The 13,230-nt window shown below is 66.6% G+C and carries 11 protein-coding genes; 4 read left to right on the top strand and 7 right to left on the bottom strand.

The window, feature by feature from the left end:
- Positions 1 to 59 precede the first annotated feature (59 nt).
- Positions 60 to 2,117 (top strand): putative bifunctional diguanylate cyclase/phosphodiesterase, encoded by a 2,058-nt coding sequence (locus BLT16_RS17405; RefSeq protein ID WP_089659859.1) that lies wholly within the window; start codon positions 60 to 62, stop codon positions 2,115 to 2,117.
- A gap of 85 nt (positions 2,118 to 2,202) precedes the next feature.
- On the opposite strand, the gene ccoM is transcribed toward BLT16_RS17405, so the two are convergent.
- The 3 genes from ccoM to rfaH all read right to left on the bottom strand — a co-directional run bounded on the left by ccoM (position 2,203) and on the right by rfaH (position 3,578).
- Positions 2,203 to 2,346 (bottom strand): cytochrome c oxidase subunit CcoM, encoded by a 144-nt coding sequence (gene ccoM / locus BLT16_RS20865; RefSeq protein WP_176817267.1) that lies wholly within the window; start codon positions 2,344 to 2,346, stop codon positions 2,203 to 2,205.
- A 137-nt stretch (positions 2,347 to 2,483) separates the two neighbouring features.
- Complete coding sequence (locus BLT16_RS17400; protein ID WP_089659858.1) at positions 2,484 to 2,993, bottom strand: FKBP-type peptidyl-prolyl cis-trans isomerase; 510 nt, start codon at positions 2,991 to 2,993, stop codon at positions 2,484 to 2,486.
- Between the two features lie 36 nt (positions 2,994 to 3,029).
- On the bottom strand, positions 3,030 to 3,578 hold the full coding sequence (gene rfaH, locus BLT16_RS17395; protein ID WP_089659855.1) for a transcription/translation regulatory transformer protein RfaH: 549 nt from the start codon (positions 3,576 to 3,578) through the stop codon (positions 3,030 to 3,032).
- Positions 3,579 to 3,732: 154 nt separating this feature from the next.
- On the opposite strand from rfaH, the gene BLT16_RS17390 reads away from it, so the two are divergent.
- Complete coding sequence (locus BLT16_RS17390; protein ID WP_089659853.1) at positions 3,733 to 5,100, top strand: AmpG family muropeptide MFS transporter; 1,368 nt, start codon at positions 3,733 to 3,735, stop codon at positions 5,098 to 5,100.
- Positions 5,101 to 5,107: 7 nt separating this feature from the next.
- Here BLT16_RS17390 and BLT16_RS17385 read toward each other — a convergent pair whose 3' ends face one another.
- Positions 5,108 to 6,928: an SEC-C domain-containing protein gene (locus BLT16_RS17385; RefSeq protein WP_089659850.1), complete on the bottom strand. Its 1,821-nt coding sequence runs from the start codon at positions 6,926 to 6,928 to the stop codon at positions 5,108 to 5,110.
- A gap of 54 nt (positions 6,929 to 6,982) precedes the next feature.
- On the bottom strand, positions 6,983 to 8,242 hold the full coding sequence (locus BLT16_RS17380) for an ABC1 kinase family protein (RefSeq protein ID WP_089659848.1): 1,260 nt from the start codon (positions 8,240 to 8,242) through the stop codon (positions 6,983 to 6,985).
- Positions 8,243 to 8,340: 98 nt separating this feature from the next.
- On the opposite strand from BLT16_RS17380, the gene BLT16_RS17375 reads away from it, so the two are divergent.
- Both BLT16_RS17375 and BLT16_RS17370 read left to right on the top strand, forming a co-directional pair.
- Entirely contained in the window at positions 8,341 to 10,278 is a 1,938-nt protein-coding gene (locus BLT16_RS17375) for a DNA topoisomerase III (protein ID WP_089659846.1), read from the top strand.
- Positions 10,275 to 11,153 carry a ketopantoate reductase family protein gene (locus BLT16_RS17370; protein ID WP_089659844.1) on the top strand — a complete coding sequence of 293 codons (879 nt, stop codon included), beginning with the start codon at positions 10,275 to 10,277 and terminating at the stop codon, positions 11,151 to 11,153. Before BLT16_RS17375 ends, BLT16_RS17370 begins: the two co-directional genes overlap by 4 nt.
- Here BLT16_RS17370 and BLT16_RS17365 read toward each other — a convergent pair.
- Positions 11,135 to 12,538: an ATP-binding protein gene (locus tag BLT16_RS17365; protein ID WP_089659842.1), complete on the bottom strand. Its 1,404-nt coding sequence runs from the start codon at positions 12,536 to 12,538 to the stop codon at positions 11,135 to 11,137. The two genes, BLT16_RS17370 and BLT16_RS17365, sit on opposite strands and share 19 nt — an antisense overlap.
- Positions 12,538 to 13,197, bottom strand: a complete 660-nt coding sequence (locus tag BLT16_RS17360; protein ID WP_089659841.1) for a response regulator — start codon at positions 13,195 to 13,197, stop codon at positions 12,538 to 12,540. Before BLT16_RS17360 ends, BLT16_RS17365 begins: the two co-directional genes overlap by 1 nt.
- Positions 13,198 to 13,230 lie beyond the last annotated feature (33 nt).

Here is a 13,230-nt window from a genome sequence, read left to right as displayed (position 1 = left end):
TCAGCGCACCTCTTGACGGCTAGCTACACTGAAGTTGCCGGGACGCTTCAGGATGCACCATGCCCGATCATTCCGATCAACACCGCTCTCGACGCCCGCTGGCCCAGCGCCGCCTGATGGGCTTGCTGTCAGGAGCCTTAGCCGTCGGTGCCACCCTGACCCTGGCCGTCAGTTGGCAGGTATCGCGTCACGCCGGTACGAGCACTGCTCTGGCTTGGCTAGCTGCCGGCGTGACCGTGCTGCTTGGCGTATCGTGGCTGCTGATCCGGGAGCTCGACCGCCAGCGCCATGAACACCGCCGCATGCAGCAAGCACTACATGATTCACGCCAGCGCCTGCTCGCCCAACAGCAAGCCTGGCACGAGTTACGCGATCTTCAGCATGAGGCGCGAGATAGTGATTTCTATACCAGTGTCCTGGCCTCTACCGCGCGTCTGATGAACGTGCCACGGGTCAGCATCTGGCTGCTGGACGATGACACCATGACCTGTCAGGCCAGCCTCGATGCAGCCCAGGTCGGCGAGCAGCTGCCCATCGCGGACCTCGACGGCTACCTTGGGGCACTCCGAGAATCCCCCAGCCTGGCCAGCGGCGAGGCGCAGCAGGACCCGCGCCTGGCCTGCCTCAATGACTACCTGTTAAAGCACGAGGTGGTCTCGATGCTCGATGCCGGTGTGTTCGTCGGCGGTGAGTTGCGCGGTATCCTGTGCTGCGAATCCCTGACCCCGCGTCGTTGGCAAGCCGAGGAAGTTAGCTGCCTACTGGCGGTCTCGGGATTGATCTCGCAGTTCGCAGAATCCCTCCGCCGCCGAGCGGCGGAGCAGGATCTGCACCGCTATCTGCACAACGACGATGTGACCGGCCTGCCGACCCTGCGCGGTCTCGACGCGCCATTGGAACGCCACCTCGACACCGGTCGCTTTTATCTGGGCGTGCTGCGCATCGGTGGCCTCAGTCAAATCAACGAAACCCTCGGCCAGCGCGGTGGCGACGAAGCGTTGAGCCTGATCGCCCAGCACCTGCAGCGCTACATGTCAGAGGCACTACCGGGTATCGATCTGGCACGCCTGCCCTCCAACCGTCTGGTGCTGGTCATACCGGATACCAGTCGCGATGTCGTGCACCAGCTGCTGGCCGAGCTGCTCGAGACCCTCAATGCCCACCCCTGGTGGGTGGCCAACCAGGCCTTTCAACTGCAGTTCGCCCTGGGCATTGCCAGCTATCCGGACCACTCTGACAGCGTCGAACAGCTGCTACAGCGCGCCGAGCTGGCACTCAAGGAGGCGCGCCATGATACCCGTCATTTCGTGGCCTTCTACGCCAGTGAGCTGAGTGAGTGGCAGCAACAGCAAAATCTGCTCGAGCGGGAGCTGCGCGAGGCCATCCGCAGCCAACAGTTCTGCGTCTACCTTCAGCCACAGTTCGACCATCACGGAACCCTCAGTGGGGCCGAGGTGCTGCTGCGCTGGCAGCACCCCGAGCGTGGCCTGCTCGTCCCCGGGGGCTTCATTCATGAGGCCGAGCGCAGCGGCCTGATTCGACCGATCGGCAACTGGGTACTGGAGCAGGCCGGGCAACTGCTGGCAGGCCCACTGGCCAATACCCCGCTTAGCCTGTCGGTCAACGTCTCGGTCCAGCAGCTACGCGACGAAGATTTCGTACCACGCATCGCCCGGCTGATGCACAGGCATGCCATTGCGCCGGGCCGGCTGACCCTCGAGGTAGTGGAATCGCTGCTGCTGGCACCTGGCATCAACCTGCAGCTCAAGGCGCTTCGCGATCTGGGGGTGGAACTGTCACTTGATGACTTCGGTACCGGCTACTCCTCGCTGCGCTATCTGCATGACTTCCGGGTCGACGAAGTCAAGCTCGACAAGGTGTTCATCGATGTGCTGCAGCATTGCGACGATGCCCCACTGGCGCGTTCTATCATCGCCTTGGCCAAGACGCTGGGACTCAAGCTGGTGGCAGAAGGCGTGGAAACCCCGTTCCAGCTAGACTATCTAAGCCGCCACGGCGTCGATCTGATTCAGGGCTACCATCTGGCCCGCCCCGAACCGGTCGCAGACTTCGTGGCACGACTCGAGTGTTCGCCGTCGCTGGTCGACCACGGCTGAGTCGAGGCGTAAAAAAGCCGGCCCAAGGGGCCGGCCACAGGGGGCAAGGCCCCCTACCCTGACGACGCGGTGAAGCGCGCGGCGGTTAGTCCGCGCGGCCTTGATCCGATTTACCGTGCTTGCCGTGACGCTTGTGATCATGAATCACGAAGCCCACCCAGCCGGCCATGAAAGCGACCATCAAGCCGACGGTCACCAGTCCGAAGATTACGGCGTCATCCCAGTACATGGCGTGTCTCCCGTGGCGTATGTGATGGCCTTACTGTAGCCAGCGAGAGAGGGAGCGGTTCTGATCTGGATCAAGTTTGCTCGGCCGCCAGGGCCGGGCGCGCAGCAGACTTGATCCAGATCAGTTTCAACGGCGAGTCAGGGCTGCTTGCGATCCTCGACCTGGGTGTGGTCGACGTCCTCGTCCAGCGGATGGCCCTTGGCTAGCTCGGCGCGACTGGCCTCGCGCACGCTAAGCACCTCGAGCTGGTAGCTGAGACGCTCGCCGGCCAGCGGATGGTTGGTATCGATGGTCACGCGCTCTGGGCCTACCTCGACCACGGTGACGACCTGCGGACCGGCATCGCCCTGGGTCTGGAAGCGCATCCCCGGGGCCAGATCGTCGACCGGAAACGCCCCTCGCGAGACCTCCTGGACCAGCTCCTCGCGGCGCACACCGTAGGCCTCGGCTGGCATCAGCGTGACACTCAACTCGGCGCCCACGGCCTGGCCATCGAGGGCACGCTCGAGGCCGGCGACGATATTGCCGTGGCCGTGCAGATACTCCAGTGGCGTGCCTCTGGCACGGGAATCGTCAAGCGCTTCGCCATTGGCATTCTTGAGCACGTAGTGCAGGCGAACCACACGCTGGGGGGCGATGGTGGTCATGGCGTCTCCTGTGAAGCGAAAAGTAAGCGTCGGCGTTCAGCCATCGCGGCGCAGTTGCCCAACCGGCATCTCCAGGCGCTGCTGCTTGTGCAACATGGTCAACAGCACGATGGCGCGCTCCTCGCCCTTGTGGGACTCGAACACCGCCTTGAGGTCACGGAAGGGGCCCTCGGTGATCTCGACGGTCTCGCCGGCGCGGAAGTAAACGTTGACCTGTGGTGCATCATCACCACTACGCGCTGCCTGATCGCGCAGCAGCTGCACCAGGGCGTCATCCACTGCCAGCGGCTCGTGACCGAAGCTGACCAGCTTGAGTACGCCGCGTGTGGAGCGAATTGGCCGCCAGTTGCTGGCCAGTCGATCGAGGCGAATGAACAGGTAGTAGGGGAACAGCGGCTCAGCCACCCAGACCAGCTTATCGCGGCGCTTCTTCTGCACCTCGAGAACCGGATGGAAGACCTCATAGCCCTGATTGTCGAGATGCTCGGCGGCGCGAAACGATTCACCGCCCTTGCACTGAATAATGTACCAGCGCGGAATAGCGTCAGTGGACACATCGCTAGGGGCATCGTTGGATTCGTGCATGGGACTCCTGGGATTACCGGCCGAATGTGGCTGGCGTCAACTCTGCGGCTCTGCAACAATCGCCGCTAGTGTTCGGCTGCCACAGCGTGAGTTTACCACTCCTAACAGCCGTCTTCCGCCCTGCACCGTGACCCATGGATCGGAGAGACTGCCCATGCCCACGCCCACCGCTCAGCGCAGCTGGCGCGCCGCCCTCGGCATCTTCCTGCGCGCCCCGGTCATCACCATGCTGTTTCTGGGTTTCTCCGCCGGGCTACCGTTCCTGCTGGTGTTTTCGACGCTGTCGGCCTGGCTGCGCAGCGATGGCGTGGAAGTGGCCGCCATCGGCTTCTTCTCGTGGATCGGTATTCTCTATTCGATCAAGTTCTTCTGGGCCCCGGTGGTCGACCGTCTGGCCCTGCCACTGTTGACGCGCACCTTCGGTCAGCGACGCGGCTGGATGCTGCTGGCCCAGGCGCTGATCGCCACTGGCCTGATCGGCCTGGCCAGCCTCGACCCTACACAGAATCTGGTGATCGTGGCTGCCTTTGCGCTGCTGGTGGCCTTCGGTTCGGCCACCCAGGACATCGCCATCGATGCCTTCCGCATCGAATCGGCGCCGGACGATGTCCAGGCCGCCATGGCCTCGACCTATATCATCGGCTATCGCGGCGGCCTGCTGGCCGCTGGCGCCGGTGCACTCTACGTCGCCTCGGCCTACTCCTGGGAGATCGCCTACCTGACCATGGCCGCATTGGTGGGTGTCGGTGTGATCACGGTGCTGCTACGCCCCGAGCCGGCCCGGCTATCGCTCAACACTCAACTCATTCATGAACCCCGGGTGCGCGCCTTCCTGCGTGCCAGCCGCGGCAAGCCCAAACCGCTGCGCCGTTTGGGTGCCTGGCTGATCGGCGCGGTGGTCTGCCCGTTCACCGACTTCTTCACTCGCCATCGCCTCAAGGCGCTATGGCTGCTGGTGTTCATCGCGGTATTCCGCATCAGCGACCTGGCCATGGCGTCGATGGCCAACCCGCTGTACATCGACCTGGGGTTTTCGCTGGCTACGATCGCCAACGTCACCAACGTGTTCGGCATCGCCATGAGCATCAGCGGCGGGATTCTCGGCGGACTGCTGGTGGCGCGCTATGGCATCGGCCCGATTCTGGTGCTTGGCGCCACGGCGGCGACCCTGACCAACCTGCTGTTCGCCGCCCTGGCACTGGCCGGCGAGAGCCTGCCCTTCCTGGTGATGGCGATCATCGGCGACAACCTGGCCAACGGCCTGGCCAGTGCGGTCTTTATCGCCTTTCTCTCGAGCCTGACCTCGAAGGCCTATACCGCCACCCAGTACGCGCTGTTCTCGTCGCTGATGACCCTGCCGGGCAAGTTCCTGAGCGGCTTCGGCGGCTTGGTAGTGGCCGCTGAGGGCTATGCCACCTTCTTCGTGATCGCCACTGCCCTGGGCCTGCCGGCGATCCTGCTGGCGATCTGGATCAGTCGCGACCGCGATCTGGTACCCAGGCCGACGCCCCGCGCCGCCTGACCCGAGCCTAGTCGCGCGGTGACTCGGGATCGCACAGCCAGACCAGTGCTCCGCGGGTATTGGCCCACTGGTCGCGCATCAGGGTGCGATACTGCCAGGCCTCGGCGCGACTGCCCGGCGCCGGCAGCCCCGAGGCCGGCAAACTGACCGCCCGGGCCTGCTCGTTGCAAAGCATCTCGAGCACATGGCCGTTGATCGCCTGTGCCTCGCGCAGCGCTTCCCGGGCTTCGTCAAAGCGCTCGAGACGATACAGCGCCAGCGCCCGCCCCATCATGACACCCAGCAAGGCTGTCTCCATGGGTTGGTAGCTGACCTCCAGGGCACGCTGGTCGCTGCCTTCGCGCAGTAGTTGGTCGAGCACCAGCTCGCGCAGCCCGAGGCTGTCCTGAGCATCGAGCGTCAGCAGCCGTTCGGCCAGCTCGCGGGAGTGCTCGCGGGCACCACGCTCCATGCCCACCACCAGCGCCAGGCCGGTACGCAGCAGCACGGCGTTGTCGGCAGCGTCCCACACGAAGGGGCCATCGCCCACGCCATCGAGCTGGGTCAGCCAGCGCTCGAGGCGCTGCGCCAGCGGCTCGAACAAGCTCGGCGCCATCCATGGGAGGCTGCCGAAACGGCTGGTCAGGGCCAGGGTCAGCGCCTGCATCACCTGCGGTGAGTCAAGCCACTCGGGGTGGGCACACAGCTCGGCGAGCCAGTCGCTGGCATGGGGCCAGGGGTCATCTTCGAAACCCAGCGCTGCGTCTTCGTCGACCAGCACCTGAAAGTGCTTCTGCCAGGCGGCAAACAGCGTGGCCTCGCGGGCACTGCGATGATATTCGCGGCTGCCATCCTCGGCGCTGACGAAGTCCAGCAGCGGCGCCGTAGGCAGCGCCTCGAGCAGCGCTTGAAGCGCTGCCAGCGGGTCGGCCAGATCCTCCTCGGAGTTGACCATCTGCTCGGCCAGGGTGGCGCCGGGGTTCTCGGCCAGATCGGCGAGGAACTGCAGCTGCTCGGGATCGAGATCACCCTGCCGCGACAGCCGCCGGAACCAGAACCGTGCACGCTCGCCGGCCTCTTCGACGTTGCCTTCGTGGAGCAGCAGCATGGCTTCGATATAGGCCAGGGTCGGCGAGTCGGGCAGCGCCTGCTGAGCGCGCACGAAGGCTTCGCGGGCGCTGGCCAGGTCGTCGTTGTCGAGGTGCATCAGACATAGCCGCTCCAGCGCCACGCCGCGCAGGAACAGTGGCCCACGGTCGAGCACCTCGTCGAGCAGCGCGGTACGCTTGCGATAGAAACCACGCTCCTGATAGAGATCGACCAGCAGTTCGAAGGCCGGCTCGGCCTGCTCCGGCATCCGCGCCCAGTCGGCGCCCTCGAACAGCGCCTCGAGAATCTGCTGGGCGCGGCCACGCTGCCCGCTCTCGGCAGCAATCAGGCCGGCCTCGAGCAGCGCCTGGGCCGGCGCATGGCCGCTGGCCAAGGCTGCCTTGAGGACGGGCCCCTTCCACTCGCGCAGCGACAGCATCCACATCAGGTGGCTGGGAATCGGCCCAGGAATCTCCACCGCGCCGCAGCAGTGCTTGGTCTTGCGCCCCGAATCGCACCAGCAGGGCTCATTGCGCCCCGGACGCGCCAGCGGCTCGCAGTTGAAATCAGCGCGCGCGAGTGGCGTTTGTGACCACAGCTCGGGCGCCAGCGCCTGGGCCAGCGCCAGGTCGTCACCGACCAGCGCACGGCCCTCATCCCGGGCCCAGGCCATGAACGACGGATAGTGCTCATTGTCACGAATCGCGCCGAGGGCTCCCGATGCAAAGCCCAGCAGCTGTTCTACCCATACCGCCAGCATCGCCATCTCCGCCGAAAAAAATCGCGATAGTCTAACACGCCGGCAAGCGCAGGCTCACCCTTCGACGCGTCGCCGACGCGCCCACTCCAGTAACGGCTGGCTACGCGCGTGCATGTCGAGCCGCGCACCGAGTCGCACCAGATTCCAGTAGTGGCCGTTGAGTGCCCGCGACAGCAGCAGGGTATCCGCCGGCGGCTGCAGGCGATCCATCGCCGCCCAGACCCGTGGGCTCAGTTCACGCAGGCGACGATGCACGCGCACATCGCCAAAGTCCTGCTCGCCAGGCGCGAACAGCGGCGCCACCGCCTCGGCGGATTCTCGATACAGCGCCAGCGGCGCGCCCTCGCCCTGGCGTCCGCCCATCTTGAGCAGCGCAGCATCCATCGCCAGCGGGTCGTGCACCAGGGTGGCATCGAGCAACTCAAGCATTTGCGCCAGCCGCTCCTCGGGTACCGCGATCACCGCCCCCAGGTCGTAGATCACCAGTCGGCCCTGGTCGTCGCAGGCGAAGTTGCCGGCGTGGGGATCGGCATGCAGTTCGCCGAAGCGAAACAGCTCCTCGGTCAGCCAGTCGGCAAGCGCCTCGGCGATGTGCTGACGACACGCCATGTCGGCCTGCTCCAGATCGCGCAGCGGCGTGCCCGACACATACTGCATGGCCAGCACTCGCGGGCCGCAGAAGTCCATCACCGGCGCGGGAATCACCACCTCCTCACGCTCGGCATAGCGCTGCCGATAGCGCGCCAGCGCCGCCGCCTCGGCGCGATAGTCGAGTTCGCCACGCAGGCTGTCAGCGAGCTCCTCGAACAGCGCATCGAGGCGCGCCTGGGGCACCTTGAACCAGCGCCCCAGGCGCATCATGCGACGCACCTGCGCCAGATCGCTCTCCAGCACCTCGGCCAACCCCGGATACTGCACCTTGAGTACCAGGGTCTCGCCGGCATGGGTCACGGCGCGGTGCACCTGGCCCATGGAGGCGCTGGCGAAGGGGCGCTCCTCGACCTCGCGGAAGTGGCTGTCGAGATCGCCGTACTCCTCGACCAGGGTGCGACGAATCTGCGCCCAGGGCATGGGTTCGGCCTGGCGCTGCAGCCGCGCCAGCTCGTCGGCCAGATCCGGTGGCAGCAGGTCGTCCCACTGCGACATGATCTGGGCCAGCTTCATGGCCGGCCCCTTGAGCTCTGAGAGCCCGGCAAACAGCGCCTCGCCCAGCGCCCGCCAGTCGCTGCTACCGCCCAGCCGACTCTTGAGCATAGCGCCGCCGGTGCGTGCCCCCAGGCCGAGTAGTCGTCGTGTTCGTCCGCGCTCGCGCATATCGATACAAACCTTATACATTCAAAACCAAGGGTACACCTGGCGAGACCGTCGCGATACTGGAAGAATATCCACTACCTACGACCATGAGTCACGCCATGCGCCTGATCATCGCCGAAAAACCCAGCCTGGCCAGGGCGATTGCCGACGCCCTGCCCGGCCAGCCGCGCCGCAGCGACGGCGCCATCGAGGTAGGCACCACTACCGTGACCTGGTGCCTCGGCCATCTGCTCGAGCAGGCACCGCCCGACGCCTACGACCCGCGCTACAAGCAGTGGCGGCTCGACCACCTGCCGATCGTGCCCGATCCCTGGCAGTTGATGCCTCGCCCCAAGGCCCGCGGCCAGCTGGCGGTAATCCGGCGGCTACTAAAAGCGGCCAGCGAGGTGGTGCATGCCGGCGACCCAGATCGCGAAGGCCAACTGCTGGTGCAGGAGGTGATCGAGCATCTGCGCTGGCGAGGCCCCGTCAAGCGGCTGTTGATCAACGACCTCAATCGCCCGGCGGTGGCCAGGGCGCTGGGTCGACTCGAGGATAACGCCCGCTACCAGGCGCTGTATCGTGCCGCGCAGACCCGCGCCCGGGCCGACTGGCTGTACGGCATCAATCTGACCCGTGCCTGGACCCTGACCGGTCGTCAAGCCGGCCACGACGGCGTGCTCTCGGTGGGCCGAGTGCAGACCCCGGTGCTCGGGTTGGTGGTGCGCCGCGACCTCGAGATCGCCAACTTTACGCCGCGCCCTTTCCATGTGCTATGGGCCGATTTCAGCGTCGCTCAGGGCCAGGTACGTGCCTGGTGGCAGCCCGGCGAGCAGCATCCCCTCGATGACCAGGGCCGGCTTCTGGCCCGCGCACCGGCAGCCGAGCTGGCTGCCCGGCTGCCGGACGCCGAGGGACGGCTCAGCGAACTCGACAGTCGCGACAAGCGCCAGGCGCCACCGCTGCCCTACTCGCTGTCGGCGCTGCAGGTCGATGCCGCACGGCGCTACAAGTACTCGGCCAAGCAGGTGCTGGATACCTGCCAGGCGCTCTACGAGCGGCATACACTGATCACCTACCCGCGTTCGGACTGCCGCTATCTGCCACGCGCGCATCACGCTCCTCTGGCCGACGCGCTGCCGAGACTATGTCAGGCCGATGCGACCCTCGCCGAATGGTGCAGCGGCGCCGATTTCACGCGCCGAGGCCGGGCCTTCGACGATGCCAAGGTTGGCGCCCACCACGCCCTGGCGCCTACCGGCAAGATACCCGACATGGCGCGACTCTCGGCGGTGGAGGCCAACGTCTTCCGCCTGGTGGTGCGCAACGTGCTGGCGCAGTTTCACGCCCACCTCGAAACCCGCGAGATCAAGGCGTGTTTCGAGGTCCTCGGCGAACGCTTCACGGCCAGCGGTAGCGAACTGCTGGTGGCCGGCTGGAAGCCGCTGTTCACCACCCGCGATGAGACCCCGCCGCTGCCGCCGCTGACGCGCGGCGAGCCGGCACGGGTCAGCGCTGCAGAGGTCGAGGATCGCGAGACGCGCCCCCCCGAGCCCTTCAACGACGCCAGCCTGATCAAGGCGATGATGAACGTCGCCCGCTATGTCGACGACCCGGACGTCAAGCGCACCCTGCGGGAATCGGACGGCCTGGGCACCGAAGCGACCCGTGCCGGCATCATCGAGACGCTGCTCGATCGCGGCTACCTGGTGCGCGCCAAGGCCGCACTGCACGCCTCCCGCACCGGCCATGCGCTGATCGCTTCGCTGCCCGATCCCGCCACGCGCCCCGAGCGCACCGCGCTGTGGGAGCAGCGCCTGAGTCGCATCAGCGAATCCGATGACAACGAACAGGCGTTTCTCGGCGCACTACTCGGCGACCTGCGCAGCCTGCTGAGTGCCGCCGACGCCGGGCGTATGCGCCAGGCCCTGGGCAGCGCCCAGGGCGTCGAGGCCGCCCCACCGCGACGCGGCACCGCTCGCAAGCAGAGCGCGCGAGGCAAGAAGCGCACCACTCAGCGGCGCCGGGCGGGCAAGCCCTCCGGGGGCAAGCCATGACCCAGCCTCAGCTGATCGTCGGGCCCGGTGCGCTGGGCCGTCTGCTCGCCGTGCGGCTCAGCGAGCTGGCACCGGTCACCCTGCTCGGGCGTCGTCCGCCGCCGACCAGGCTGGCCCTCACCGCCCCCGATGGTCACATCGTGCAGCGACGTTTGACCAGTGAGACGGCTGCCAGCCTCGCGGCACCCTTCCGCGGCACCCTGCACCTCACCACCAAGGCCTATCACGCACAGGCGGCGCTGGATGGCCTCGCACAGAAGCTGGCGCCCGATACCGCGCTGGTGCTGTGGCAGAACGGCTACGGGGTACAACGGACACTGACCCGCGACTGGTCAGGGCCTGTGCTGTGTGCCACCACCAGCGAAGGCGCCTATGTCACTGCGGACGGCGTGGTGCACGCCGGCCACGGCGAGACCTATCTCGGCCATCTCCACGGCGCATATGCCGATCTCGCCGAGCGGCTGGCCGCGCTGCTGAGCCGCGCCGGCCTGCACTGCCGGGCCGTCGGCGATATCGATACCCGGCTATGGCACAAGCTGGCCGTCAACGCCGCCATCAATCCGCTGGTGGCGCGCTGGCGGATCCGCAACGGCCAGCTCCGCGACCGGCCGTTTCGACCGCTGGTCGAGGCGCTCATCGATGAACTGGTGCTGGTCATGGAGGCCGAGGGCATTGCGCCGCCTGCGGAGGGCTGGCGAGCCCGGGTGTGGCGGGTCATCGAGGGCACCGCCAACAACCGCGCCTCGATGCTCCAAGACGTGCTCGCCGGGCGGCCTACCGAGCGCGACGCCATCCTCGGCCCGCTGCTCGACGCCGCGCGTCGCCACGGCCTTGAGGCACCGCAACTGAGCGCTCTTTACGACGCGGTAGGCTGAGACCAACGCAGCCACGCTGCCAACCCACCCTCGGGGCGATTGTTCAGCTGCAGCGTCACCCCCTGGCGGCGTGCGACCTGTCGCGCAATCGACAGCCCCAGGCCACTGCCTTCGACCTCGCGGTTGCTGCCACGTCGAAAGCGCTCGGTAACCAAGGCGAGCAGCGTCTCATCGATGCCCGGCCCGCTGTCGCATACCCTCAGCCAGGCCCGCCCGTCGGCGTAGCCCATCGAGACGCTCACCCAACCCCCCGGCGGCGTATAGCGCAGGGCATTATCGAGCAGGTTGCGAATCAACATGCCCAGCTCGGTGGCGTTGCCCTCGACCCAGACCGCTTCATCGGTATCGATGAACAGCTGCTGGTCACGGGCATGCGCCTGAGGCCAGGCCTCCGCAGCCAGTTCCTGGCTGAGCGCCAGCAGGTTGACCGACACCGGGCTGGTGTCGTTTTCCTGATCCAGGCGCACCAGCGCCAGCAGCTGCTCTACGACGCGTTGCAGCCGCTCGATACCGCCTTGGGCCCGCGGCAGGGCGTCCCGCTCGCCGGCTACGGCGTTATCCAGATGCACCCGCAGTGCCGCCAGAGGGGTGCGCAACTCATGGGCGGCATCGGCACTGAAGCGCCGCTCCCTTGCCAGCGCCTCCTCGAGTCTCGCCATGAAGTCGTTCAGGGCGTCACGCAGCGGCTGTAGCTCTCGTGGAACGGCGAGTTGGAGACGCCCCAGCTGGCCAGCGTCGCGTCCGGCGACCTGGCGCGACAGGCTCGCCAGCGGCCGCAAGCCGTAATGCACCACCAGGCCCACCAGCAGCAGTAGCGCCGGCAGCGCGATCAGCAGCGGCAGCAGGTTGCCCAACGCCAGCTGCCAGGAGAGATCGTCATGGAACCCCTCGCGCAGGCCGATGCTTAGCCAGCGCTGCTGATCGTCGAGAATCAGACTGAAGACCCGCCAGCGCTCGCCGTCATAGGTTTCCCAGCGATAGCCCTGGCGTTGCGGTGCCGGAAACGGGCCGGCGTCGTTCCACTCGGCGCCCATCAACCAGGGCGAGCCATCCGCCTCCCAGAAGCCCAGGGTGAGCATGCGTTCATCCTGATGATAGCGCGAGGGGGCGGCGGCCGGCGTCTGTGCTGCGTCCCCCTCATCACCGAACCAGCGCGACGGATGGCCCGGCTGGTCGAGGTGGCGGGCAATCCGCGCATACTCCTGCTCGGGGGTCCCCGGCGCCAGCAGCGAGGCGACGATCCGCCCCTGCAGACTCAGCTGCACATCGAGCACATCCTCGGCCTTGTGGTGAGTGACCTGATAGATGACGGCGATGATGATCAGCGTGGCAAGCGAGAGAACCAGGGCCAGGGTGACGATCAGATAGCGGCGAATCGACCTCATCAGGATGGCACCTCGAGGCGATAGCCGATGCCGCGTGTGGTTACGATCAGCGACTTGTCGAGCTTCTTGCGCAGATGATGAATATGCACTTCCAGGGCGTTCGACTCGACATCCTCGTCCCAGCCGTAGAGCAGGCTCTCCAGCCGTGAGCGAGGAATCACCTGGCCGGGGTGACGCGCCAACTCCAGCAGTAGGGCAAACTCGCGCCGCCCCAACTTCACTGCCTGGCCCTGCCATACCACGTCATGTCGCGCTTCATCGATCACTAGCTCGCCGAGCTGCAGCTGCGGAGAGCGACGCCCCTCCCCGCGGCGTGTCACCACGCGCAGCCTGGCCAGCAGTTCGGGCAGGTCGAAAGGTTTGAGCACGTAGTCGTCGGCGCCACCGTCCAGACCGCGCAGCCGATCGGCCAGGGCATCCCGCGCGGTAAGCACGATCACTGGCAGGGCATGGCGTCGGCGCAGTGCCGCGAGCACGTCGAGGCCATCCATATCAGGCAAGCCGAGGTCCAGTACCAAGGCGGAGAAGGTATCGCTGTCGAGCGCGGCCAGTGCGTCACCGCCTTGGCGCAGCCAGTCGACGGTATACCCCTCCCGATGCAGCGCCACGCGTATGCCCTCACCAAGCGACGGGTCATCCTCGACCAGGAGTATTCGCATATCAGCGTCCCGTAGCCACTGTTTGAGTTTCGC

This window comes from Franzmannia pantelleriensis (genome assembly GCF_900102875.1).
In the GTDB taxonomy this organism is placed as follows: Bacteria; Pseudomonadota; Gammaproteobacteria; order Pseudomonadales; family Halomonadaceae; genus Franzmannia; species Franzmannia pantelleriensis.
Note: the sequence above shows the minus strand (reverse complement) of the source record. Positions and strands in the feature narration are given on the sequence as shown.

Bases quoted from the DNA above. Each gene is read 5' to 3' on its own strand.
- ccoM (WP_176817267.1), bottom strand. From the start codon at position 2,346: ATGTACTGGGATGACGCCGTAATCTTCGGACTGGTGACCGTCGGCTTG.
- BLT16_RS17365 (WP_089659842.1), bottom strand. From the start codon at position 12,538: ATGAGGTCGATTCGCCGCTATCTGATCGTCACCCTGGCCCTGGTTCTC.
- BLT16_RS17375 (WP_089659846.1), top strand. From the start codon at position 8,341: ATGCGCCTGATCATCGCCGAAAAACCCAGCCTGGCCAGGGCGATTGCC.
- BLT16_RS17370 (WP_089659844.1), top strand. From the start codon at position 10,275: ATGACCCAGCCTCAGCTGATCGTCGGGCCCGGTGCGCTGGGCCGTCTG.
- rfaH (WP_089659855.1), bottom strand. From the start codon at position 3,578: ATGCACGAATCCAACGATGCCCCTAGCGATGTGTCCACTGACGCTATT.
- BLT16_RS17385 (WP_089659850.1), bottom strand. From the start codon at position 6,928: ATGCTGGCGGTATGGGTAGAACAGCTGCTGGGCTTTGCATCGGGAGCC.
- BLT16_RS17405 (WP_089659859.1), top strand. From the start codon at position 60: ATGCCCGATCATTCCGATCAACACCGCTCTCGACGCCCGCTGGCCCAG.
- BLT16_RS17390 (WP_089659853.1), top strand. From the start codon at position 3,733: ATGCCCACGCCCACCGCTCAGCGCAGCTGGCGCGCCGCCCTCGGCATC.
- BLT16_RS17400 (WP_089659858.1), bottom strand. From the start codon at position 2,993: ATGACCACCATCGCCCCCCAGCGTGTGGTTCGCCTGCACTACGTGCTC.
- BLT16_RS17380 (WP_089659848.1), bottom strand. From the start codon at position 8,242: ATGCGCGAGCGCGGACGAACACGACGACTACTCGGCCTGGGGGCACGC.
- BLT16_RS17360 (WP_089659841.1), bottom strand. From the start codon at position 13,197: ATGCGAATACTCCTGGTCGAGGATGACCCGTCGCTTGGTGAGGGCATA.